Annotated in this window: 20 protein-coding genes; 12 read left to right on the forward strand and 8 right to left on the reverse strand. The window is 62.1% G+C overall.

What is annotated here, in order from left to right; genetic code table 11:
- The first annotated feature begins 24 nt into the window (after nucleotides 1–24).
- The 5 genes from K328_RS0108360 to K328_RS0108380 all read left to right on the forward strand — a co-directional run bounded on the left by K328_RS0108360 (nucleotide 25) and on the right by K328_RS0108380 (nucleotide 6,440).
- The gene (locus K328_RS0108360; protein WP_028465595.1) at nucleotides 25–729 is read left to right on the forward strand and encodes an SDR family NAD(P)-dependent oxidoreductase; all 705 of its coding nucleotides are present in this window, start codon (nucleotides 25–27) and stop codon (nucleotides 727–729) included.
- Nucleotides 722–1,666 (forward strand): glycerophosphodiester phosphodiesterase, encoded by a 945-nt coding sequence (locus K328_RS23095; protein WP_051284648.1) that lies wholly within the window; start codon nucleotides 722–724, stop codon nucleotides 1,664–1,666. Before K328_RS0108360 ends, K328_RS23095 begins: the two co-directional genes overlap by 8 nt.
- Before the next feature lie 81 nt (nucleotides 1,667–1,747).
- On the forward strand, nucleotides 1,748–2,737 hold the full coding sequence (locus K328_RS0108370) for a zinc transporter ZntB (RefSeq protein WP_051284649.1): 990 nt from the start codon (nucleotides 1,748–1,750) through the stop codon (nucleotides 2,735–2,737).
- 26 nt (nucleotides 2,738–2,763) lie between these two features.
- The gene (locus tag K328_RS25705; protein WP_051284650.1) at nucleotides 2,764–5,244 is read left to right on the forward strand and encodes a mechanosensitive ion channel domain-containing protein; all 2,481 of its coding nucleotides are present in this window, start codon (nucleotides 2,764–2,766) and stop codon (nucleotides 5,242–5,244) included.
- Nucleotides 5,245–5,261: 17 nt separating this feature from the next.
- Nucleotides 5,262–6,440: a BaiN/RdsA family NAD(P)/FAD-dependent oxidoreductase gene (locus K328_RS0108380; protein WP_028465597.1), complete on the forward strand. Its 1,179-nt coding sequence runs from the start codon at nucleotides 5,262–5,264 to the stop codon at nucleotides 6,438–6,440.
- Here the strand turns inward: K328_RS0108380 and K328_RS0108385 are convergent.
- From K328_RS0108385 to K328_RS23105, 6 genes are all read right to left on the reverse strand, one after another.
- Complete coding sequence (locus tag K328_RS0108385; protein ID WP_028465598.1) at nucleotides 6,437–7,684, reverse strand: MFS transporter; 1,248 nt, start codon at nucleotides 7,682–7,684, stop codon at nucleotides 6,437–6,439. The two genes, K328_RS0108380 and K328_RS0108385, sit on opposite strands and share 4 nt — an antisense overlap.
- 82 nt (nucleotides 7,685–7,766) lie before the next feature.
- The gene (locus K328_RS0108390) at nucleotides 7,767–8,081 is read right to left on the reverse strand and encodes a hypothetical protein (protein WP_028465599.1); all 315 of its coding nucleotides are present in this window, start codon (nucleotides 8,079–8,081) and stop codon (nucleotides 7,767–7,769) included.
- An 86-nt stretch (nucleotides 8,082–8,167) separates the two neighbouring features.
- Complete coding sequence (locus K328_RS0108395; protein WP_036553255.1) at nucleotides 8,168–9,607, reverse strand: amidase; 1,440 nt, start codon at nucleotides 9,605–9,607, stop codon at nucleotides 8,168–8,170.
- An 83-nt stretch (nucleotides 9,608–9,690) separates the two neighbouring features.
- Nucleotides 9,691–11,106, reverse strand: a complete 1,416-nt coding sequence (der, locus tag K328_RS0108400; protein ID WP_028465601.1) for a ribosome biogenesis GTPase Der — start codon at nucleotides 11,104–11,106, stop codon at nucleotides 9,691–9,693.
- Between the two features lie 90 nt (nucleotides 11,107–11,196).
- The gene (locus K328_RS0108405; RefSeq protein WP_051284651.1) at nucleotides 11,197–12,540 is read right to left on the reverse strand and encodes an outer membrane protein assembly factor BamB family protein; all 1,344 of its coding nucleotides are present in this window, start codon (nucleotides 12,538–12,540) and stop codon (nucleotides 11,197–11,199) included.
- A 13-nt stretch (nucleotides 12,541–12,553) separates the two neighbouring features.
- Nucleotides 12,554–13,198: a tetratricopeptide repeat protein gene (locus K328_RS23105; protein ID WP_051284652.1), complete on the reverse strand. Its 645-nt coding sequence runs from the start codon at nucleotides 13,196–13,198 to the stop codon at nucleotides 12,554–12,556.
- Between the two features lie 260 nt (nucleotides 13,199–13,458).
- On the opposite strand from K328_RS23105, the gene K328_RS0108415 reads away from it, so the two are divergent.
- From K328_RS0108415 to K328_RS0108445, 7 genes are all read left to right on the forward strand, one after another.
- Entirely contained in the window at nucleotides 13,459–13,797 is a 339-nt protein-coding gene (locus K328_RS0108415; protein ID WP_028465603.1) for a DUF2794 domain-containing protein, read from the forward strand.
- Nucleotides 13,798–13,801: 4 nt separating this feature from the next.
- Nucleotides 13,802–15,187, forward strand: coding sequence for a CoA transferase (locus K328_RS0108420; protein WP_036553256.1), 1,386 nt, complete (start codon nucleotides 13,802–13,804; stop codon nucleotides 15,185–15,187).
- A 99-nt stretch (nucleotides 15,188–15,286) separates the two neighbouring features.
- Nucleotides 15,287–15,568, forward strand: coding sequence for a hypothetical protein (locus K328_RS0108425; protein WP_028465605.1), 282 nt, complete (start codon nucleotides 15,287–15,289; stop codon nucleotides 15,566–15,568).
- Between the two features lie 228 nt (nucleotides 15,569–15,796).
- Nucleotides 15,797–16,159, forward strand: a complete 363-nt coding sequence (locus K328_RS0108430; protein WP_156901203.1) for a hypothetical protein — start codon at nucleotides 15,797–15,799, stop codon at nucleotides 16,157–16,159.
- 10 nt (nucleotides 16,160–16,169) lie between these two features.
- Nucleotides 16,170–16,730: a hypothetical protein gene (locus K328_RS0108435; RefSeq protein ID WP_028465607.1), complete on the forward strand. Its 561-nt coding sequence runs from the start codon at nucleotides 16,170–16,172 to the stop codon at nucleotides 16,728–16,730.
- A 117-nt stretch (nucleotides 16,731–16,847) separates the two neighbouring features.
- A complete protein-coding gene (locus tag K328_RS0108440) occupies nucleotides 16,848–17,624 on the forward strand; it encodes an SDR family oxidoreductase (protein ID WP_028465608.1) in 777 nt (258 codons plus the stop codon).
- 3 nt (nucleotides 17,625–17,627) lie between these two features.
- A complete protein-coding gene (locus K328_RS0108445) occupies nucleotides 17,628–18,533 on the forward strand; it encodes a DMT family transporter (RefSeq protein ID WP_028465609.1) in 906 nt (301 codons plus the stop codon).
- A 10-nt stretch (nucleotides 18,534–18,543) separates the two neighbouring features.
- Here the strand turns inward: K328_RS0108445 and K328_RS0108450 are convergent, their stop codons facing one another.
- The gene (locus tag K328_RS0108450; RefSeq protein WP_028465610.1) at nucleotides 18,544–19,866 is read right to left on the reverse strand and encodes an amidase; all 1,323 of its coding nucleotides are present in this window, start codon (nucleotides 19,864–19,866) and stop codon (nucleotides 18,544–18,546) included.
- A gap of 50 nt (nucleotides 19,867–19,916) precedes the next feature.
- A complete protein-coding gene (gene glnT / locus K328_RS0108455; protein WP_028465611.1) occupies nucleotides 19,917–21,224 on the reverse strand; it encodes a type III glutamate--ammonia ligase in 1,308 nt (435 codons plus the stop codon).
- Nucleotides 21,225–21,233: the final 9 nt, after the last annotated feature.

A 21,233-nucleotide genomic window follows, 5' to 3' on the forward strand; every position in this document is an offset into this window, starting at 1 on the left:
CCAAACCAATCTGCTGAGAGTTCCATGACCGGCATTCTTGACGGCCGCATTGCGGTAATCACCGGCGCGTCCCGCGGCATTGGCGCCGCCGTTGCCAAGGCCTTTGCCCGCGAAGGCGCGCATGTCGTGCTTGTCGCCCGCACCGTGGGCGCGCTGGAGGAACTGGACGACGAGATCCAGGCGACGGGCGGCAGCGCCAGCCTGGTGCCCATGGACCTGACGGACTACCCGGCCATCGACCGGCTTGGTGCCGCCCTCCATGAGCGCTACGGCAAGATCGACATTCTCGTAGCCAATGGCGGCATGCTCGGCAATCTGACGCCAATGCATCATTACGACCCCAAGCTCTGGGAACAGGTCATCGCGACCAACCTCACCGCGAACCAGCGCCTGATACGCAGCCTTGACCCTCTGCTCCGCCAGTCCGATGCCGGCCGGGCGATCTTTGTGACCGCCGACGCCGCGCACGGCGAGAAGCCGTTCTGGGGCGCTTATGCGGTGAGCAAGGCCGCTCTGGAAGCAATGGTTCGGAGCTACGCGGCGGAAAACGCCAAGAGTAATATCAAGGCAAACCTGCTGAACCCCGGCGCGACGCGCACGAAACTGCGGGTTACCGCCTATCCGGGAGAGGATCAGGCATCGGTCAAGCCACCGGAAGACTTGGTGCCTCTGTTCATTGAGCTGGCCTCGCCGGAATGCCGTCGTAACGGCGATCTGGTGAATGCCTAACACCCTTTGCTGGTCTTTCGCCCTTGCGGCGGCTCTGGCCTCCACTTTTTCCAGCATGGCCGGAGCAATAGAGATCCAGGGTCACCGCGGCGCCCGTGGCCTCAGCCCGGAGAACACACTACCCGCCTTCGAGAAAGCCCTCGATCTCGATGTCGATGTGCTGGAACTCGACACCGTGGTGACAGCCGACGGCGTTGCCGTCATCCATCATGACCGCGCCCTCTCGAAAAACCATACACGCAGGGACGGCGTCTGGATCGACAGCGAGATCCTGCTGAACACGCTGACGGCGGCCGAGCTGGAAGCATACGATGTCGGCCGAATCCGTCCCGGTAGCCGCTATGCCACGCGCTTTCCGGATCAGGCGCCGGTCGACGGCACACGGGTTCCGAAATTGTCGGACCTCTTCGCCATGGTGGCGGCACGGGGCGATGAGACAGTCCGTTTCAATATCGAGACCAAGCGCTCTCCTCTCGCGCCGAGCGACACTCCCGAGCCGGAAGCGTTCGCCCGCCTGCTGATCGAGACCGCCCGGACCGCTGGCGTTCTGGACCGGATCACCCTGCAAAGCTTTGACTGGTCGACACTGATCGCCACCAAGCGCATCGATCCTGCCATTCCGACCGTTTGCCTCAGTGCTGAGGCTCGCTGGCTCGACTCGGCGGAAGTGGGCAAGGACGGTGCCTCTCCCTGGCTTGGCGGTCTCGACGTGGACGACTTCGCAGGCTCCATCCAGAAGACCGCCAGGGCGGCAGGCTGTTCGGTCTGGTCTCCCTATCACCGTAACGTCACAAAAGAAGCGGTGAAAGCGGCGCATGCAGAAGGCCTCAGTGTCATCATCTGGACAGTCAACGATGTCCAGGACATGAGGCGTTTGGTCGATCTCGGCGTCGACGGCATCATTACCGACTATCCGGATCGGGCCACCGGCTTCTGATCCGTCAGCGCGGCATTGCCCGATTGCACAGCCTACCTATACTGAAGACTGTTATTCTCGCGACGGGGACGCACGCGACAGATGGATGCAGCGGATAACATCGACGGATTGATCGCCGGCATTGGCTTCAGCGATGAGCCCGAAGTCCAAAAGCTCGACTGGGGACACCTGGCCAAAGGCCGTCCCGAGGGATTGCGTCTCTGCTGGGTCCACCTCAGTCAAAGAGAGGAGCCTTCCCGCAGCTGGGTCAAGCAGAAGGCAGGGATTCCCGACATCGCCGCAGACGCCCTCATCGCGGAAGAGACCCGGCCCAGGGTGCAGCGGTTCGACGATGGCGTACTGATCGTGCTGCGCGGCGTGAATCTCAATCCCGGCGCCAATCCTGAAGACATGGTCAGCCTCAGGATCTGGATCGAGCGCGGCTTCATGATCACGGTCCGCCTGCGCCGGCTGCTGGCCGTGCAGGACACGCTCGCCGCGCTGGAGCACGGCTTTCGTCCCGCTGACACCGATGAGCTTCTGGTCCATCTCGCCGAGCGCCTCTTCCGCCGCATGGAACCGGTGATCGACGACCTCGAAGAACGCATCGATACGGTGGACGAAGAGCAAACCGCAAGCGATACGCAGCACCCAACCCGGGAACTTCAAACCCTGCGCCTCAGGACCATCATTCTAAGACGCTATATCTTGCCACAGCGCGATGCCCTGCGGCATCTCACGAATGATCCACCGACGTGGTTTTCCCGGCAAACGCTGAGCGGGCTCAGTGAAGCGGCAGATCGGGTCATCCGCTATGTCGAAAGCCTGGATGAAATCCGCGAACGCGCCATGGTCATTCAGGACACAATACAGAACCGCAACAGCGAGGAACTTAACCGGCGCCTGTACATTCTATCCATAATCTCGGCGATCTGCCTGCCGCTTGGCTTGCTGACCGGATTACTCGGTATCAACGTCGCCGGCATGCCCGGAGCCGAAACCGCTTGGGCGTTCTGGGCCGTGACGCTGATCATGATACTGATCGTCGGCCTGGAAGTCTGGGCTCTCAAATCCCTTAAATGGTTCAAGTAATCCGAAGGACCGGACCGCTGATAGCTATGCCATATCGTTTAAAATCCATTCTGCTGCTTCTGACTCTCGCGCTTGGTCTCGGCGCTTTCGGCGTTGTCGGGCTGATCCCGACACCGGCGAGTGCCCAGGAAATTGCCGAAAGCGGCGCTGTCGATGACTCTGCCACAGTCGGTCCGGCGCGCCTTCAGTCTCTGCTCGACACCCTGAAGGACGAAGGCAAACGCGATACCCTGATCGCTGATCTGGAAACGCTCCTGGCCGCGACCGAGGAAGAAAAACCCGACGACGGATCTACCGTCGCATCCGCAATGTCGGACGTTGTCACGGGTATCAGCGATTTTCTTCAGAGGGCTGTAAGCCGGCTCTCTGATACGGCGATAGCCCTGACCGACGTGAAAAGCCTGGTCCCGGCCCTTTCCCACCTCGCGGCCGATCCGGACAAACTCTTCAGGATCGGGCAATGGATGGCGGTGATTGCCGGCATCGCGGCTCTGGGGCTTCTTGCCGTCCGATTGACCACCAATTTGTTGCGCCGTCCCATCGACCGGCTGGAAGCCTGGGTCATGCGCGGCACGCTGCTGCGTAATCTCGCCGCCCTGATGCCGCTGCTCCTGCTCCGCAGCATTCGGGTCGTGGTTTTCTTCGCCGTCACGCAGGGCATTCTGACGACAATAAGCAGTACGAACGTCCAACTTGCCGGCCGGGCATTCGTCTTTGCAGTCGCCTCCCATCTCGCCTGCCTCGCCCTGATCCGCACCTTGCTTAAACCCGCCGGGTTGGCCAGCCGCTCGCTGAATATAACGGAAGCAACCGGCGCCTATCTCGTGGTCTGGACCAACCGCGTGGTCGCAACTGGCATATACGGCATTCTGGGGCTGCAGGCCGCCTATATCCTCGGCATGCCGGCGGCAACCTTCCAGTCCCTTGAAAAGGTGGTCTACGGAGCTCTCTGGGCACTCTTGACTGCCTTCATCCTGCAAAACCGCGCAAGTTTCGCCCAGTTCATCGCAGGCACCGACAAGAATGCGACAGGCCGCACCTTCTGGTCCATTCTCTCTGCCGTCTGGCATCTGATCGCGATTGCATATGTCACCGCGGGCCTGGTGATCCTGATGTCCATGGGAGATCCGGGCTTCAAGCGCCTCGGCGAGATCGCCGCCTTCATGGTCATAATCGTGATCGTCTGGCGGCTCGCCTGGCTAGCGGTCGACACGGCCGGTCACTGGGCCTTCTCCATCTCCCATGAGATGACCGATCGCTATCCCTCTCTGGAGCGGCGGGCGAACCGCTATGTGCCGCATCTCCTCGCCGGTGCACGCGTCCTCATCTCGGTTGCAGCTTTCGGTGCGCTGCTCGAAATCTGGGGTATTCAGCTTTCTGCCTTCTTCGCCTCGGAGAACGGTCAGGTGCTGATCCGGGCCATCGCCACAATCTTGGTCGTCGGTGGCGGTGCCGTCGCTATCTCCGAAATCGTCAGCCTTTTCGTCGAACGTCGGCTGCTCGTGCTGGAGAGTGCGGGTATCCTGAGCGGGCGCGAGCGGACCCTGCTGCCGCTACTTCGGCGCGCCGTGGTCATCGTCATCAGCGTGCTCGCCGTGTTCGTCATCTTGTCCGAGCTCGGCGTCGACATCACACCTTTGCTTGCCGGTGCCAGTATCATCGGTCTGGCCATCGGTTTCGGCTCGCAATCGCTCGTCAAGGATGTGATCTCCGGGATTTTCCTGCTGATTGAGGACACACTGAATGTCGGCGACTTTATCGATGTCGGCGGCATGTCCGGAACGGTCGAAGCCCTGAGCATCCGCACCCTGCGGGTGCGCGACGTCAACGGCGATCTGCATACCATTCCATTCGGCACCGTCGAGATCATCACCAACAAGACAAAGGACTACGCCTATGCGCTGGTCGATGTCGGCATCGCCTATCGCGAAGACACGGAAGCGGTGATGAAACTGCTGCAGGAAATCGGCGACGAACTGGCAAATGACGAAGCCTTACAGGGGGATATCGCCGGGCCATTCGAGGTCTTCGGACTGCAGGACCTCGCCGATTCCAGTGTCAACATCAGGACCCGTCTGAAAACCAAGCCTGGCCGGCAATGGTCGATCCGGCGCGAATTCCTGCGTCGCGTTAAACGGCGGTTCGACGCCGAGGGGGTCGAAATTCCGTTCCCGCATCAAACACTCTATTTCGGCGAGGACAAAGACGGTAACGCACCGTCAGCCAATGTCATGGTCACCCAGGCCAAACCCCAGCGCAGCGGAAAGGATGCCGGCGCCGCGGCGCCGCAAAGCCAGCAGTATTTCAAGACTGCGAACCCCGAAATGGCCGATGCGGAAGCCGCCCGGAATGCCGAGAAAGAATCTCAGGAGGCCGAACGCAAGCGCATCCTCAAGCAGCGTGAAGAAGCCGCTGAGGAAGCCAAAGAGACGGAACAGGAACTGATCGGCAAAGACGACACATCCCCGAAGGATGATACATCTCCGACCGGGAAAAAGCCGGATTAAGCCCGGCTGTCACCACGATGCGCAAAGTTGATTGTCTGATTATTGGGGCTGGTGCCGCCGGCATGATGTGCGCCGCCGAAGCCGGCAAGCGCGGCCGCTCAGTACTGCTTGTCGACCACGCCGGGGCGCCGGGAGAAAAGATCCGGATTTCCGGCGGTGGGCGCTGCAATTTCACCAATCTCCGCGCCGCTCCGGAAAACTTCCTCTCCGCAAACCCGCGCTTCTGCATCTCCGCGCTGAGGCGCTATACCCAGCGCGATTTCATTGCCCTCGTCGAGAAGCACAATATCGCCTACCACGAGAAAACCCTCGGCCAGTTGTTCTGCGACAGCTCGGCAAAAGCCATCATCGACATGCTGTTGGCCGAACTTGGCGAGGCTGGCGTCCGGATGGAACTGTCTACGAAAGTCGACGGAATTGAGAGGCAGGGAGACGGCTTTCTCATTGCGCTGTCCTCCGGCCCAGTCGAAGCCGCGTCAGTCGTCGTCGCCACCGGCGGCAAGTCGATCCCGAAGATGGGCGCCACCGGTTTCGCCTACGCGGTCGCCGAACAATTCGGCATCTCGGAAATAGAGACACGCCCGGGTCTCGTTCCTCTCACCTATGACGCAAACATGCTGGAGCGGCTCAAACCGCTCTCCGGTATCTCCGTGGATGCGGTCGTCGCGTCCGGCAAGACCCGGTTCGCCGAAGGGCTGCTTTTCACCCATCGCGGCCTCAGCGGACCGTCGATCCTGCAGATCTCCTCCTATTGGCGAGAGGGCGGCGAAATCAGCGTCGATCTTGCGCCTGGGACGAACATTGCAGGCCGCCTGATCGCGGACAAATCCTCCAACGGGAAACAGGCGGCCCAGACCGCGCTGTCAGGCTACTTGCCAAAACGGCTGGCGGCGGCGATCACGGAAGAAGAAAATCTCACCCGTCCACTTGGCGATACCAGCGACAAGGCACTCCGCCAGCTCGGAGAGCGGGTAAACCGCTGGCGCGTGACACCCTCCGGCTCGGAAGGCTACCGGACCGCCGAAGTCACCCTCGGAGGCATCGACACTTCTGCGCTCAACCAGAAGACCATGGAAGTGAAAGCGCAGCCCGGCCTGTATTTCATCGGTGAGGCCGTGGATGTTACCGGCTGGCTCGGCGGCTACAATTTCCAGTGGGCCTGGTCCAGCGGCTGGAGCGCCGGACAGGCCGTTTAAACGCGCGCCTTTGCTGCGGGTCTCTGGATTCCGAACACAAGCCCGAGCAGAAGTAGCGCACACACGCCCGTCAGCACCCAGAGACTGACGGTGAAGCCGCCGGTCATGTCATGGATCACCCCGATGGCGACCGGACCTGAGACGCCACCGATTTCCGCCGCTGAAAAGAACAGCCCGCCGGCGGAACCCGCATTCTTCGACCCCACACCGCGCGCCTCGACCAGGAACAGCAGAGCAATGGTCATCATCGAGCCGCGTGCCACCCCCTGGAAGATCAGTGCCAGGATCAGCCCTGGGCCCTCCCCGAGCTGCAGCAGCAGGGTGCAAAGGCCGGCCAGCACGAACAACCCGCCAAGGATCGCGCCGCGCCGCTCCGGCGTCGCCAGACGCGGGATGGTCAGCGAGCCGAGCACACCAACCATGGTCGGCAGCGCCGCCCAATAGCCCGCATCGACGGCGCTCATGCCGGTCGATTTCAGGATCTCCGGCAGCCAGTTGTTGGTGCCGTGATTGAAGAAGAAAATACCGACGCTCATGGCGAGGATGACCCGCACCACCGGATTGGCCATCAGCTCCCGGAAGATTTCGATCTGGGGTCGTTTCGGAGCCGCCTTCTCGGCAACCTCGCGCGCCCGCGCTTCCGCATGCCGGGCAATCAACAGCCAGATAAAACCAGCGGCTGCGGTGATCGCAGCGTAATCCGTCACCACCATGCGCCAGTCACCGCCATGGAAGGGCAGCACCACCGCGTTGGTCAGACTGAGCGAGAGGATGCCGCCGATGGCCGGGCCCGTGATGTAGATGCCCATGGCGAAGCCCCGCTCCTTGCCCTCGAACCATTCGGCAATGATCTTCGGCGCTCCGATGGAAATAAGCGGCCCGCCGAACCCGAAGATGCCGACCGCAAGAAACAGGGAAATGTGGTCGACAGCCATCGCCCGGCAAAGGCCGGAAGCGGCCATGATCATAGCGGCAAGCAACAGGGCCCGGCGGGCACCGATCCGGTCCAGCAGGATGCCGCAAGGCACCGCCGCGCCAATATAGATGAAGGGCCAGGCCCCGAGCACGGTCCCCATGGCGCCATGGCTGAGCCCGAGATCATGTGTAATGGGCCCAACCATCGGGGCCAGCGCGCTGATCGTCAGGCCGAAGGCAAAATAAATCAGCCAGACGCCAAACAGCATTGCCCAGCGATAGGGGTGCTGCGTCGGATCTGCAGCGGCAACGTCGATGGTTTGATTCACGCGAAGGGCTCAATCGAAAACGGAGAAAGGACGCAACGACAGTATGGCCTCCATCCGAATCCGCGCAAGTAAGGCGCGCGCCTTACTTGTCCGTATCAGTCTTCATTCCCTTCGCCGCCAGCCGAAGATTGCGGGCCGTCTGCTCCATCTCCCGGCGCTGACGTATCGTCAGATCCTCATAGCGCAGAGCGTACTCAATGCCGTCTGCCCGTTCCTGCAGCCGTTTCAGCCGGACCTCGTCCTGCACCACCTCACGTTTACGTTTGGAGTTGAACACGGGTGTCTCGACCTTCCAACGGCGGTAGTAGCGCCTCTTCTGGCTCTCCAGAAGCGTGTCATAGAGAGCGGCGATATCGTCAACCGAAAGCTGGTGACGGGTGATGCGACGGTGGCTCATACCACGAAGTATGACGGCTAAGCCGCCGCGTGAACAAGACCGGATCGCGGTACTGACGCACTCGCGATCCGGCGTGACACAGATACCTAGAGCAGCCCCTTGCGGCGCCACAGCTCGTGAACCTGGATGCCGTTCACCCGTTCCAGGCACTCGGCCGCATCCAGCGTCAGGTCTTCCCGGAAACGCCGGCCGATGATCTGGACCGAGAGTGGAAGCTCCTCGTGATAGCCCGCGGGCGCGATGGAGGCAGGCAGGCCGAGGAAGTTGATCAGCCAGCTATAGACGGACGAGTCGAAGATATCTCGCACGCCCGCCGAGCTGTCCGCATCCTCGTTCCAGGTGAAGCCAGGCCGCATCATGAAGGGGGTGAGGACCAGCGGATACTCTTCCAGGAACAGGTTCCACGCGCGCAGATACCGGGTCCGGCGGGACATCGTCCGCAGCAGGCCGACAGCGTCGGTCGGCGGATAATTCTCGAAATAGAAGTCGAAGACTTTCTTGATGTCGGCGCTGCCGTATTTCTGGATGGCGTCGCCGATGAAAATCTCGCAATCGGCATAGAGTGCCGGCAGGGCTTCAGCCGCTGCCTCCTGGATCATCGGCGGGCTCGCCTCCTCGACGATATACCCGGCCTTCTCCAGCTCAGCCGCTGCGCCTTCCAGAGCAGCCTGAACGGCCGGATGGATCTTGTAGCCGTTAGTCTCGCGACAGAACGCAACCTTGATCGGCTGGTCCACCGCCGGACCGTCGAACGGCATCGGAACCTGCAACGGATCGTGCGGATCAGGCTGCATCAGCACCCGGGTCGCCAGACGCACGTCGCGCACCTCTCGGGCGATGATGCCTTGAACCGACATCAACTGCGCCAGCAGGGAGCGTTCCTCGGCGCCGGAGGGATTGTAGGCTGGCACCCGGCCCTGGCCGGGCTTAACGGTGACTGTCCCGGTCTGGTAAGCCGGGAACCGCAAAGAACCGCCGATATCGTTGCCATGGGCAATCGGACAAAAACCTGCCGCGACAGCAGAAGAGGCACCACCGGAAGAGCCGCCCGGCGAATGATTGTCGTCCCAGGGATTGTAGGTTCGGCCATGCAGCTCGTTCACGGTGGTCGCCCGGAAAGAGAATTCCGGAGTGTTGGAGCGTCCGACGATGATCGCACCGGCCTTTTTCAGGTTCCGGACAACCGGGGCATCGTCAGGGGCAATCAGGTCCTTGAAAGCCCTCACACCATTGCTGTTGGCGGTGCCTTTCTGATCGACATTGATCTTGATGGCGACCGGGACACCGTGCAGCGGGCCGATCGGGCCATCCTGCTTCAGGATCTCGTCATAGGACGCGGCCTGCTCCAGCGCGGCGTCCGTCTGATCGACGACGATGGCATTCAGATGTCCGTTCTCGGCGCGGATCCGGTCGACGACAGAGCTTACGGCATCAGACGCGCTGACACGCGCATCCCGGATGGCTCCGGATAGCTCCACAGCGCTCCATTGCCAAAATGGAGCGGGCTTCTTTGGTGCGGCAGACATGGCGGGACCTCGATTGGGAAAGGCAGGACCACCATGATGTCCCCTTCCCCACCGATTGCCAAGTCCACTCTGGAATCAGGTGCTTAGTCGTCGTTGACGTATGGGTTCTTGCTGCCGCGCAGATAGAACCGGATCGGCACCGCCGTGAGCTGGAAGCTCTCACGCAGGCCGTTCACCAGATACCGCGTATAGGCTTCCGGCAGCTCCGTCGGTTGGCTGACAAACGCAGCGAAGGTCGGCGGACGGGTCTTGATCTGCGTCATGTAGCGCAGCTTGATCCGGCGCCCCTTGGCCAGCGGCGGCGAATGCTGAGCCGTCATGTCCGCGAGCCAGCGGTTCAGGCGCGAGGTCGACACCCGGCGGTTCCAGGTGTCGTAGGTCTCAACGATGGAATGCAGCAACTTGTCGAGGTTACGGCCACGTTCGGCGGAGATGGTGATATAGGGGATACCCTTCACCTGCGGCAGCGACGTTTGCAGCCGGTCACGAAGTTGACCAAGGGCCTTCTCGCGATTCTCGACAATGTCCCACTTGTTGGCGGCAATGACGAGGGCCCGGCCCTCCTCGACCACCATGCGGGCGATGGTCAGGTCCTGCTTTTCCAGCATGGTGCTGGCATCTAGCATCAGCACCACGACATGGGCGAACTGGATAGCCCGGCGGGTATCCTCACCGGAGAGATATTCAAGCCGCTTGGTCACTTTCGAACGGCGGCGCAGACCGGCCGTATCGAACAGCTTGAACGGCTGGCCCTCGAACTCCCAGTCGCTCTCGATGGCGTCCCGGGTGATCCCGGCCTCGGGGCCGGTAAGCATGCGATCCTCGCCGAGCAAGGCGTTCACAAAGGTCGATTTTCCGACATTCGGTCGGCCGACAATCGCCAACCGGATCGTGTCCGGAGCCTTGGCATCGCGCCAGGTCACAGCCCCGTCGGGGGCTTCCTCAACGATATCGTCAGCGTTCTCTCCGTCATCGTCGAGATCGCTGTAGTCGTCATGCGCACTCTCCGGCGCGAAGGCGGTGAGCGCATCGTAGAGCTCACTCAGCCCCTCGCCATGTTCGGCGGAAAGCGGCACCGGATCGCCAAGACCGAGCCCGAAGGACTCGTAAAGGCCCGGCTTACCCGCCTTGCCCTCGCATTTATTGGCGACAAGGATGACCTTCTGCTTCTCGCGGCGGAGCCAGCGGGCGAAGTGATCGTCCAGCGGAGTAACACCGGCACGGGCGTCGATCACGAACAGAACGGCGTCCGCTTCGGCAACAGCCGCCTCCGTCTGTTGCCGCATACGGCCCTCAAGGCTTTCGTTATCGGCGTCTTCCAGACCTGCCGTATCGAACAGGCGGAAGGTCAGGTCACCGACCCGTCCCTCGCCCTCGCGACGGTCGCGGGTAACCCCCGGCTGATCGTCGACAATAGCGAGACGCTTGCCGATGAGCCGGTTGAAGATGGTCGATTTGCCGACATTAGGCCGACCGATGATGGCGACTGTAAAACTCATGGCTGTTCCGTAGTCCGCAGACACGCCTCAGATCAAGCATTCTTGCGGCATAGCCGCCATGCGGGAACCCCGCCCCACCAGGCAAAGGTTCTAGCGGTAAGCCTCAAGATCGCCGTTATCGGTCAGGAAGAACACAGTTCCTCCCGCGACGATAGGCGGCAGGAAAACCGGCGACCCGATGTCAATTTTACCCAGAATATCCCCCGTATAGGGCGAAATCGCATAGACATCCCCGGTCGAAGCTCCCACCAGCAGACGGTCGCTGACAAGCACCGGCCCGGCATAGGTGATGATGCCTTCCTTATCTTCGGGATTCTCGAATACCGGCAATTGCTGGATCCAGCGGATCTGGCCGCGACGCTTGGTCATGGCCAGCACCTCACCGAGATCCGACACCACGAAGATATAGTCACCGGCAACCCAGGGAGTCTGATTGCCGCCGACGCGTGCTTCCCAGACCCGACGGCCGGACTTCAAGTCCGTCGCCAACAGGCGCCCAGCCTGGCTGATGGCGATAACGAGGCCGTCATCCACAACCGGATTACCGCGAATGTCCGAAAGCCGGGAAACCGCGTTGCGGCTCCTGGCCGAACTTAGATTGTCATTCCAGATCAGGCGGCCGTTCTCGACCCGGAGAACGAAAATCTCGCCGGATGAATAGGGAATGATAGCCGAGCCGCCGCTCACTGCCGGACTGGCAATACCAAGCAGCGCGGACTCTTCTGAGATTCCGGTATGGGACCAGATCCGGTTTCCGTCCCTGAGATCGAGCGAGAAGGACTGGTTTCCGAGAATGCTGACCAAGATCCGGCCGTCAACCACGGTCGGCGCAGCGCGAACCGGTCCAGGCAGCCGTGTGCGCCAAACTTCCGATCCATCCTTCAGATCGAAAGCGATCACCTCGCCATATCCGGTCGCCGCGACCAGCTTGCCGTCACCGGCAGAGATCGCGCCCGGGAAGATGGTTTCATCCTCGTCGTCAGGGCGCGTTTCAGCGGACCAAACCCGGTCGCCATTCGCCACGGAGAGCGCGGAGATTTCTCCTTCACTATCCATCGTGTAAATCAGACCATCGACGGCGATCGGGCTCGCGATTAGCTGGGTGTCATCGCCCGAGCCACTGCCGATACTGGTCGACCAGGCGCGTTTCAGGACATCTCCGGCCGCCAGATGCTGCATGGCATGCACTGCGTTGCCGCCCGGCTGCGGCCAGTCCTTGTTCTCGAACGGTCGCGGCAGAACGATCTTCAATCCCGCAAGATTCGGGTCTGCGGTCAGACTCTTCTCAAGCGCGAGGATCGGCAGCCGCTCGCCTTCCAGCGGCGGACCATCCTCTTCCTCTCCGAAGAACAGGGAGTCAGCGCTACAGCCCTGCAGGAGAGTTGCCGCAAAGAATGCCAGGCCTAGGGCCCGCCAGGAACGCATGCCACTCATGGAACGCTCCCGCTCACTCGGCGCCGATGGCGCTGATCAGTTCCGTTATCCGGGCCCGCTGCTGCCGTGGTATCGCCGCATCGGCGTTGAGCGTCTGCAGAATTTCAAGGGCCTTCGCCTTGTCACCAGCCTTCAGCGCAATCATCGCTTCAGTCTCGCGAGCCAGCGAGCGCCAGGGGCCAGTGGTGTTGGCGAGCGCCGAAACTTCCCGGGAGAGGACCGCCGGATCACCACTATCGATCCGATGCGAGATGGAAAGCAGACGGGCCAGATCGCGGAGCAGCGCGGGCGCGCTCTGATCGTCCATCAGTTTCTTGTAAATCAGCACCCCGCCTTCGGTATCGCCAGCCTCGATCGAGGCAGCAGCCTGACGCAGGGTCGCAAGAGCCGCGTAACCGGCATTGCTGTCCCCGGCGAGCGCGCCGAACCCGGCCGCCGCCGCCGAGGGATCTTCACCGACAGCTCTTGCAGCAGCTTCATAACGAGCGGACTGTGCCGCGCGCTGATCTACCTCGTAGGACTGCCAGAAACGGTATCCGGCAACTGCCGCTATAACCAGGACCGCAAGCGCGATGACATAGGGGCCATACCGCTTCCAGAGCTTGGCCGCCTTCTCCTGCTGGAGTTCTTCGTCAATCTCGCGAAAAATGTCTGCCACGCGTATCTCCGTTGCGATGCGCCGCCTCCGCTCGCTCGCTCGAACGAATGGGCCGGCGGACAAGTCTCACCGCCTTGGTTCCGGACAGCACTCAGCGCCTCCGGCATCAGGCGGAAGAGCGCAACCTACATGGCGCGCCCGCCGAAATCAAACCGCTCTGACGGTCTCCCTGCTTTCCTGTATCGTGGCCTTTACGCCGGGCGATTTTTCGGGAAAACTGTCTTTCATGAAACGGCAACAAATCCAACGGTGATCAGCTCATGGCGGATTTGATTCGGCTCAAGAAAAGCCGGTCGCCGCAACGCGGTCCCTTCTTCACAAAAAAAGAACTCGGCCAGCTCCTCGCACTTTACTCAAGCCGGGTTATCTCCGGCGAATGGCGCGACTATGCAATCGACCATTCCGACGATGGCGCCGCCTTCTCGATTTTCCGGCACAGCCACGAGCTGCCGCTGTTCTCGATCTCCAAGAATCAACGCAAAGGCCAGCGTCAGCCGACCTTTGAGCTGGTATCGGGTTACAAAAAGATCGCGTCTTCACCATCTTTGGTAGACGTTATCTCTAAATTTGAAAAACTGCCCCGCCTCGTCACCGGTTGAAATCATGCCCCCATTTGATGCCTTTCTCTCCGACATCCGGAAAGCCGCTCGGCTGTCCGATCATTCGGCGCCAACCGTCACCGGGGCCGGCGCCTTGCCGTCCGCCTATGCCGTGACAGACCTGGCCGCCGCTTCCTTCGCTGCCGCCGGGCAGGCCATTGCCGATCTGATCGCCGCACGGCATGACCACCCCCCCGCTGTCGATGTGGACCGCCGACTCGCCTCTTTCTGGTACAAAAGCTCGCTGCGGCCAGACGGTTGGGATTTGCCCGCACAATGGGATGCCGTGGCCGGAGATTACGCAACGAAGGACGGCTGGATCCGTCTCCACACCAATGCGCCGCACCATCGCAAGGCGGCCCTTTCAGTCCTTTCGGTGCCAAACAGCAGCAAGACCGAACGGGCCGACGTCGCGCAGGCCGTAGCAGAATGGAATGCAGCGGAACTTGAAGACGCTGTTGTCGCAGCGGGCGGCTGCGCCGGCGAGTTGCGCTCCAGCGCCGCCTGGGCCGCCCATCCGCAGGGCAAGGCAGTCGCCTCCGAGCCGTTGCTCTATCACGAGGCCTTCTCCGGACCCTCCCCCGCAAATTGGGCAATAAACCGCGCCCGCCCGCTGGACGGTATCCGGGTGCTCGACCTGACCCGGGTGCTGGCCGGGCCGACCGCTACGCGTTTTCTTGCCGGATACGGGGCCGACGTTCTCCGGATCGACCCGCCGACCGATCTCTGGGTTGAGGCGCTGGCGGAGGAAATGACCCTCGGCAAACGGTCCGCCGTTCTCGACCTGCGCAAGGAAGCGGACAGACAGCGCCTGAAGGAACTGATCGCGGAAGCCGATGTCATGGTGCATGGCTATCGCGGGGATGCGCTCGAAGGTCTCGGCCTCGGCGCGTCCGTACGCCGGTCTCTCAATCCCGGGCTGGTTGATGTCGCGCTTTGTGCCTATGGCTGGACGGGGCCGTGGGCCGGGCGGCGCGGCTTCGACAGCATCGTGCAGATGAGCAGCGGCATCGCCGAGACCGGCATGCTTCATTACGGCAAGGACAAGCCGACACCGCTTCCCGTCCAGGCACTGGATTACGCGACCGGTTTTATCGTCGCGACAGCGGCCGTGAGCGGTCTTGCCGAGCGCATCAGGAGCGGAGACGGCAGTCACTTCCGCACCTCCCTCGCCCGCACTGCCGTTCTGCTCGAAAGCCAAAGGCAGAGCACGGATATGCCGGAATTCGCTCCGGAAACGGAAGCCGACCTCGCCCCGGCTATCGAAGAGACCCATTGGGGCCCTGCACGCCGCCTGGCCTCCGCAGTCACGGTCGCAGGCGTGCCGGTTTCCTGGGATATCCCGGCCGGCCCCATCGGCACGGCGGAGCCTGCCTGGCCACGACGCTAATCGTCACCGGAACGTAGTCTGCAAGATCTCGTCATCCGCTTGTTCGCCATAAATGTTCTTGTTATGTTCTCATTCTGATTTCCAACATGGACACAACGGATGGGACGTTTCAAAGACAGGGCCCTGCAGCGGGACGAACAGCGCAGCCGACCCGCTACTCTCGCTGATCTCGCTCGCGCGGGGATCGGCGTGTTCTGCTGGTGCAACCGCTGCGGTCACAATGCCGAAGCGGCCACGGCCATGCTGATCTCGCAGCTCGGCCCGGATTATCCCGTGCCGGAAATCGGCACCCGGATGCGCTGCAGCGCCTGCGCCTCGAAAGATATCGCAACCCGGCCAGCCTGGCCCGCCCGTGATCAGGTCATTGCCCGGCATAGCTAGGCACGCGAAGCCGGTCCGGCAGTTTCAGTCCGGCAGAACTTGCCGAACCGGGCCAGGCCACGCACCCGTCCTTACAAAAAACAACAAAACTCAAACTATTTTAAGGAATTGTCGCGACGGCCGAAAAAATGGCACGCAGGTTGCTTACATTTCTGGCATCCACCGCGGGCCGGAACAGAAGGGCCGGGACCGCCAAGAAAACCGCGAATGACAGAAACGAGGCCGCAGATGTCGCAGTCCACCGCCCAGCCTGCCGAGCAGTCACTGGCAAATGAGCGCCGCCGTGCACCACGCGCAACAGCCCCGATGACGGCCGTGGTCGGATCGACCCCCTACACGATCGACGACTGGAATGCGCACGGAATCAAGATTGTCGGCTATTACGGCAACCTGAAGCCGGACGACCGGGCGGAACTCCGCGTGCTGGTGCCGACCGCCGGTCCCGGCGCGCTGTTCAACGCCAAGATCTCCGTCCGGCGCTATGATCCTGAAACGGCTGCCCTTACCCTGTTGTTCGATCCTGCCGAGCCTGTTGCAACGACGACCCTGAACCGTTACTTGCATGAAATGGTCGCGCAGGGATGCGCGTGAGGTTTATGCGATGAACAGTTTCAGAGGAGCCGCCAGCCTGATGGCCGACGACCGTACACCCTCCGTGTTCGATCTGACACGCGATGCCTCTTCTGACGACAAAAAGGACCGCGACAACGACTCGGCATTTCCCAGCCTGAAACGGCGCCCTGCGGAAGAGCGGGCGAAAGAGATCGTCGACGACCTGAAAGAGGTGATCCTCAATCCCGGCCGGACCGACGGCAAGACCGGGATGCGTGTCGGTGACTGGACCAAGCGCGCCCGCAAGGACATCACTAAGGCAATCCGTGATGCCGAAACCAGCGCCGCCTTCCGAGAGCTGATGTCGGCCAACCGCATCGGCGGACTCTGCATCCGCATCGGCTTCCTCTTGATGGCCGCCGTCGCCTCATTTTTCTCCTTCTGGTACGGCATTGTCTTCATCGGCCGCGAATACGGCCCGCTCTGGGGCTTCGGCGCCACGATGTCCGCCCTCGGCCTTTCCCTCGCCTTCGTTATCGCCGGCCTGGTCTATGGCAGCGAGAACAAGGAACAGGCCCGCGACAAAGCGAAGAGCCGGTTCGAAAAATAGTCTAGTTTTTCTCCTCCCTGGAATGAATCCCGCGCCGTTTTCCCTGCTGCCGCACTGCAGCAATCCCGCTATAGTCACTTTTCCAGACCACCGAAAATCTGAAAATTGGGGGAAACCATGAAGCTCGACCTAACGGGCAAGCGCGCACTGATCACGGCGGGCGCCGGGGGCATTGGCCGCCGCACTGCCGAACTGTTCAGCGAAGCCGGCGCCAAAGTGTTTATCTGCGATATCGATCAGGACCAGCTTGAAGACGCACGGGACAAGGTTCCGAATCTGAACGGCACCCTGACGGACGTCTCCGACAAAGAGGCGCTGAAAAAAATGTTCAATGCCGCGATCGATGATCTCGGCGGGCTCGACATCCTGGTGAACAATGCCGGCACCGCAGGGCCGACCGGACCGGTCGAAGATGTCGACCTGGAGGACTGGGAGTCCTGCATCGACATCAACCTCACCTGCACCTTCCTGATGACCCAGATGGCCGTGCCCTATCTGCGTGAGGCGGGGGGCGGCTCCATCGTCAATCTCTCCTCGGCCGCCGGTAAATTCGGCTTCCCGATGCGCAGCCCCTATTCCGCCGCGAAATGGGGCATCGTCGGATTCACCCGGACGATTGCCATCGAACTCGGGACCGACCGGATCCGCTGCAACACCGTTCACCCGGGCGCGGTCGAAGGTGCCCGGATCGATCGGGTGATCAAGGCGAAGGCCGCGGCAAAGAAGGTCTCCGAGAATGCGATGCGGGACGAGTTGGCGTCGATCGCCTCTCTCAAGACCTTCGTCACGGCGGACGATATCGCCTCCATGATCCTGTTCCTCTGCTCGAAAGCCGGCGCCCATATCACAGGCCAGGCGCTCGCCGTCGACGGTGGCCTCGAAGGACTCGTTTGATCCATGCCAAAAGCAGCGCTCTCCAACAATCTCCAGGGAGCGCTGTGGATCCTCGCCTCCTGTCTGGCGGCGACAGTGATGACCGTCGGGGTCAAGATGGCCTCCGACGGTCTCTCCTCCACGCAGATCGTATTCGTCCGCTGCGTGCTGTCGCTGGCCATGACGGCGCCTTTCGTCATCGGCTACGGCAAGCGCCTGCTGTTCAGCCGCCGATGGAAAATGCATCTGGTGCGCGGCGCCATCGGCGCCATCTCGATGAATGCGGGCTTTTATGCTCTCAGTAACCTGCCGATCACCACGGCCTCGGTTCTGTTCTTCTCAACCCCGTTGTTCATGACGGCGCTGGCCGGGCCAATGCTCGGCGAGAAGGTTGGCATTCACCGCTGGGGCGCCACCCTGGTCGGCTTCGCCGGCATTGTCGTTGTGGTGAACCCGACCCTGGACACAATCGAGTTCGCCATGCTCTCGGCGCTGATCAGTGCCGTCCTGTTCGCCGTTCTGCTGATCCAGGGCAAGGTCCTCTCCAAGGACGACCCGCCCGGCACACTGATGATCTATTTCATGGTGATGAGCACGCTGGCCAGCGCCCCGCCCGCGCTGTCTCACTGGGTCTGGCCGGACCAGTCGCTCTGGATCGTGCTGATCGTGCTCAGCATCGGCGCCACGGCGCGTGTCTATTTCGACATTAAGGCCTACGCCATCGGTGAAGCCAGCGCGATTTCGGTGTTCCAGTATCTCCGCCTGATCACCATCGCCGGTGCCGGCTATATCGTGTTCGCGGAGGTCCCGGACGAACGCACAATCATCGGCGCCGGTCTGATCGTCGCCAGCACACTCTATATCGCCCAGCGCGAGGCGTTCCGGCAAAGACGGGCGCGGCTTGCGGCGAAGGCACAGGCAGTCGAGTAAAAACTTTCGACTAACCGGCCAGCTCCTGATCCAACCAGCGGGCTGTGCGCAGCAGTTTACCGTCGTCGCCCGGCTTGCCGACGAGCTGAACACCGAGCGGCAAACCGTCGACGCTCAATCTCGGCAGGGTCACGCAAGGCACGCCGAGATAGGTCCAGAGACCGTTGAACACGGCCGATCCTGTGGTGGCGAAACCGTGCGGCGCCGGACCGGTCGCCGGCAGGCAGAGCACCGCGTCGTAGCGATCCAGCAGCGAGATCAGCGAGTCGTTTATCGGCCCGCGCGCCAGCACCGCCTCCACGTAATCACCGGCGGCGACCTTGCGGGCCGTGGCGAGGCGTGCCTTTACCATGTCGCTGGCCTTGTCAGGACTGGCGTCGATGAGGGGGCCATAATAGGGCACCATTTCCGCGGCCATGACCGTGGCGTGAAAGTCGAGAATGCGATCGAAGGGAGACGGCAGGTTCTCCCGGACGCAACGAGCGCCCAGTCCGTCTACCACGCGCTCGATGGCCTCGCGCGCACCCGCGTCGGCCTCCGGCCAGGCCGGGGTCTCGAGGAAGGCAAATCTCGGCGCCGGGGTTTCGAGCCTGGACTCCGCGACGAGATCCGGGCGTCGGCCGCCAAAGCTGAAAGAGTCGGCGGCATCGTAAGCGGAGAGACTGCCCGCAATCAGTGCAAGATCCTCCACGGAACGGCCGTAGACGCCGACCGTGTCGAGCGTATGCGACTGCATAAGGACGCCCTCGCGCTGGATCAGCCCGAGAGACGGCTTCAGGGCATGGATGCCATTGAACGAGCCGGGCCGGATCACCGAACCGCCGGTCTGGGTCCCGAGGGCCAATGGGACCTGGAAATCGGCGACCGCCGCTCCGGAGCCCGCGGAGGACCCTCCCGGCGAGTGTTCCGGATTATGCGGATTGCGGGTCTTGCTCGGGTTGGTGTTCGCGAGCTCCGTCGTCACCGTCTTGCCCATGATCACCGCGCCGGCATTGCGCAGCCGGGCAACGCAATCGGCGTCGCGCCCGGTCCGCTGTCCCCGGAAGAGGTCGGAGCCGTTCTCGGTCGGCATGTCCGCGGTCTCGATGATGTCCTTGATGCCCACCGGCACACCGTGCAGAGGGCCGAGCGCGTTGCCTGCCTTGCGATGCCTGTCCGCGGCGCGCGCGTTGGCGAGCGCCAGCTCCGGATCGAGGAAAGCCCAGGCCCGGACCGTGTCATCGCGTGCGCTAACGCGGTCCAGGCAGGCGCGCATTATATCTTCGGCCGAGGCTTCCCCCGCCGCCAGAACCCGGACGGCTTCGGACGCAGTCAGTTCGTTCAATTTTGTCATCGCGGGTCCCCTATCCGGCTGAGCGAACGTCTATCAGGGCACCCGGGTTCTCAAATGTCGAGCGTGGTTTCGCGCTCCCATTCGGTGAGGTGCGATGTGTAGGAATTCCATTCGCTCAATTTCAACTTCAGGAAAGCGGCCGAGAATTCCTCGCCAAGGATCTCTTTCAGCCTTGTATCCGCATCGAATGTCCGCAACGCATCCAGCATGTTCAGCGGCAGGCGGGCTGCATCGGCGGAGAGTTCGGGCTGGGCATACATGTCGTTATCATGGCGCTTGCCCGGATCGGCTTTGGTTTTCAGGCCGTCGAGACCGGCAGCGATGACGACCGCCTGCAACAGATACGGGTTCGTGGCTCCGTCAGGCAGGCGCAACTCGAAGCGGCCCGGCCCCGGCACGCGTACCATATGGGTGCGGTTGTTACCGGACCAGGTGACCGAGTTCGGCGCCCATGTCGCACCGGAGAGCGTACCCGCCGCATTGATGCGCTTGTAGGAGTTCACTGTTGGATTGGTGATCGCCGTCATGCCCTGGGCATGTTTCATGATGCCGCCGAGGAAGTGCATTCCCTCTTTCGAGAGACCGAGTTCGTCCTTCTTGTCGGCGAACGCGTTCTCCTTGCCTTTCTTGTCCCAGACCGAGACATGGCAATGGCAGCCATTGCCGGTCAGGTGCTTGAACGGCTTCGGCATGAAGGTCGCGCGCAGGCCGTGTTTCTCGGCCACGGACTTGACCATGAACTTGAAGAAGGAATGTTTGTCCGCCGTCTTCAGGGCGTCGTCGAATTCCCAGTTCATTTCGAACTGGCCGTTCGCGTCCTCATGATCGTTCTGGTACGGCCCCCAGCCGAGCTCCAGCATGTAGTCGCAAATCTCGGAGATCACATCATAGCGGCGCATCACCGCCTGCTGGTCGTAACAGGGCTTCTCGGCGGTATCGAACGGATCGGAAATCTCCGTACCGTCCGGCAGGATCAGGAAATATTCGGCCTCGATCCCGGTTTTCACGCGCAGTCCCTGCCCGGCGGCCAGATCGACCATCCGCTTCAGCGTGTTGCGCGGCGCCTGTTCGACCGGCTTGTCCTCCATCACGCAATCGCCCGCGACCCAGGCCACGTCCTTCCGCCAGGGAAGCTGGATCGCCGTCGAGGCGTCCGGCACCGCAAACAAATCCGGGTGGGCCGGCGTCATGTCCAGCCAGGCCGCGAAACCTGCGAAGCCCGCACCTTCTGACTGCATGTCCGCAATAGCCTGGGCCGGAACCAGCTTGGCGCGCTGGGCACCGAACAGGTCGGTAAAGGAGATCATGAAATACTTGACCCCCTTCTCTTTCGCGAAAGCCGCGAGATCCTTCGTCATGAAACCTCC

The sequence above is a fragment of the Nisaea denitrificans DSM 18348 genome (genome assembly GCF_000426505.1).
GTDB classification, from domain to species: domain Bacteria; phylum Pseudomonadota; class Alphaproteobacteria; order Thalassobaculales; family Thalassobaculaceae; genus Nisaea; species Nisaea denitrificans.

What these genes read in the sequence shown, in the direction of transcription:
- K328_RS0108360 (WP_028465595.1), top strand. Translation starts at nt 25, where the DNA reads ATGACCGGCATTCTTGACGGCCGCATTGCGGTAATCACCGGCGCGTCC.
- K328_RS23095 (WP_051284648.1), top strand. Translation starts at nt 722, where the DNA reads ATGCCTAACACCCTTTGCTGGTCTTTCGCCCTTGCGGCGGCTCTGGCC.
- K328_RS0108370 (WP_051284649.1), top strand. Translation starts at nt 1,748, where the DNA reads ATGGATGCAGCGGATAACATCGACGGATTGATCGCCGGCATTGGCTTC.
- K328_RS25705 (WP_051284650.1), top strand. Translation starts at nt 2,764, where the DNA reads ATGCCATATCGTTTAAAATCCATTCTGCTGCTTCTGACTCTCGCGCTT.
- K328_RS0108380 (WP_028465597.1), top strand. Translation starts at nt 5,262, where the DNA reads ATGCGCAAAGTTGATTGTCTGATTATTGGGGCTGGTGCCGCCGGCATG.
- K328_RS0108390 (WP_028465599.1), bottom strand. Translation starts at nt 8,081, where the DNA reads ATGAGCCACCGTCGCATCACCCGTCACCAGCTTTCGGTTGACGATATC.
- K328_RS0108395 (WP_036553255.1), bottom strand. Translation starts at nt 9,607, where the DNA reads ATGTCTGCCGCACCAAAGAAGCCCGCTCCATTTTGGCAATGGAGCGCT.
- der (WP_028465601.1), bottom strand. Translation starts at nt 11,106, where the DNA reads ATGAGTTTTACAGTCGCCATCATCGGTCGGCCTAATGTCGGCAAATCG.
- K328_RS0108405 (WP_051284651.1), bottom strand. Translation starts at nt 12,540, where the DNA reads ATGAGTGGCATGCGTTCCTGGCGGGCCCTAGGCCTGGCATTCTTTGCG.
- K328_RS0108415 (WP_028465603.1), top strand. Translation starts at nt 13,459, where the DNA reads ATGGCGGATTTGATTCGGCTCAAGAAAAGCCGGTCGCCGCAACGCGGT.
- K328_RS0108420 (WP_036553256.1), top strand. Translation starts at nt 13,802, where the DNA reads ATGCCCCCATTTGATGCCTTTCTCTCCGACATCCGGAAAGCCGCTCGG.
- K328_RS0108425 (WP_028465605.1), top strand. Translation starts at nt 15,287, where the DNA reads ATGGGACGTTTCAAAGACAGGGCCCTGCAGCGGGACGAACAGCGCAGC.
- K328_RS0108430 (WP_156901203.1), top strand. Translation starts at nt 15,797, where the DNA reads ATGTCGCAGTCCACCGCCCAGCCTGCCGAGCAGTCACTGGCAAATGAG.
- K328_RS0108435 (WP_028465607.1), top strand. Translation starts at nt 16,170, where the DNA reads ATGAACAGTTTCAGAGGAGCCGCCAGCCTGATGGCCGACGACCGTACA.
- K328_RS0108440 (WP_028465608.1), top strand. Translation starts at nt 16,848, where the DNA reads ATGAAGCTCGACCTAACGGGCAAGCGCGCACTGATCACGGCGGGCGCC.
- K328_RS0108445 (WP_028465609.1), top strand. Translation starts at nt 17,628, where the DNA reads ATGCCAAAAGCAGCGCTCTCCAACAATCTCCAGGGAGCGCTGTGGATC.
- K328_RS0108450 (WP_028465610.1), bottom strand. Translation starts at nt 19,866, where the DNA reads ATGACAAAATTGAACGAACTGACTGCGTCCGAAGCCGTCCGGGTTCTG.
- glnT (WP_028465611.1), bottom strand. Translation starts at nt 21,224, where the DNA reads ATGACGAAGGATCTCGCGGCTTTCGCGAAAGAGAAGGGGGTCAAGTAT.